This window comes from Butyricimonas synergistica DSM 23225 (assembly GCF_000379665.1).
Classification (GTDB): domain Bacteria; phylum Bacteroidota; class Bacteroidia; order Bacteroidales; family Marinifilaceae; genus Butyricimonas; species Butyricimonas synergistica.
Genome location: NZ_KB903365.1, coordinates 1 through 1447 on the forward strand (window position 1 = coordinate 1; position 1447 = coordinate 1447).

Sequence of the window (1447 nt, forward strand, 5' to 3'; positions counted from 1 at the left end):
AAGTTCTTTGACATGCTGGAACGTTAATGGATCATTTGATCCACGAAGTAAAAATGTAGTGAATAAATACACAGAGCCGTTGATGTAGTGATACATCGACAAAGGTAGATATAAACACACGACGCTAACGAACGTGAATAATGAAGGGCGCGCGGTGGATGCCTTGGCTCTCGGAGGCGATGAAGGACGCGATAAGCCGCGATAGTCCACGACGAGGTGCAAGTAACCCTTGACTCGTGGGTTTCCGAATGGGGCAACCCGGCTGGATAGATTCCAGTCATCCTGTAAAGGAGGCAAACGCGGGGAACTGAAACATCTCATTACCCGCAGGAGAAGAAAACAACATGTGATTCCCCCAGTAGTGGCGAGCGAACGGGGAAGAGCCTAAACCGTTGCCGTTTCGGCGACAACGGGGTCATGGGACCACGTCATTCGATTTTTGTTTAAACGCAATTACCTGGAAAGGTAAGCCGCGGAGGGTGATAGCCCCGTGCGTGTACAGACAAAATGAGATAGTGGAATCCCGAGTAGGGCGGGACACGAGAAATCCTGCCTGAATTCGCCAGGACCCCCTGGCAAGGCTAAATACTCCCGAGAGACCGATAGAGAACCAGTACCGCGAGGGAAAGGTGAAAAGAACCCCTAGCAGGGGAGTGAAATAGACCCTGAACCCGCGCGCCTACAAGCGGTCGGAGCCGGTACGTCCGGTGACGGCGTGCCTTTTGCATAATGAGCCTACGAGTTAGTCGTCACCAGCGAGGTTAAATCCTTCAGGGATGTTAGCCGAAGTGAAAGCGAGCCTCTAAAGGGCGTGCAGTTGGTGGCGCTAGACGCGAAACCTTGTGATCTACCCCCGAGCAGGTTGAAGTCGCGGTAACACGTGATGGAGGACCGAACCGGTAAACGTTGAAAAGTTTTCGGATGACTCGGGGGTAGGGGTGAAAGGCCAATCAAACTGGGAAATAGCTCGTACTCTCCGAAATGCATTTAGGTGCAGCCTGTGGTGTTCTGTTCTAGAGGTAGAGCTACTGATTGGACGCGAGGGCTTCACCGCCTATCAAATCCGGATAAACTCCGAATGCTAGAACATCATAACCATGGAGTGAGCCCGCGGGTGCTAAGGTCCGCGGACGAGAGGGAAAGAACCCAGACCACCTGCCAAGGTCCCCAATGGGCGGTTAAGTTGAAAAAACGAGGTGGGATCGCGATGACAGCTAGGATGTTGGCTTGGAAGCAGCCATTCATTTAAAGAGTGCGTAACAGCTCACTAGTCGAGTGGTCCCGCGTGGATAATACACGGGCATCAAACCGCCAACCGAAGCAGTGGGGTCAGATCATGTCTGACCGGTAGGAGAGCATTCCTGTCGGCGTCGAAGGGGTATCGCGAGGTATCCTGGAGCGTCAGGAAAAGCAAATGTAGGCATAAGTAACGATAATGGGGGCGAGA

1 rRNA gene is annotated in these 1447 nt (G+C 52.7%); it reads left to right on the plus strand.

The annotated features are described in order from the left end of the window. Window positions 1-131 precede the first annotated feature (131 nt). A 23S ribosomal RNA gene (locus tag A3CY_RS0112425) occupies window positions 132-1447 on the plus strand; the annotation flags it as partial.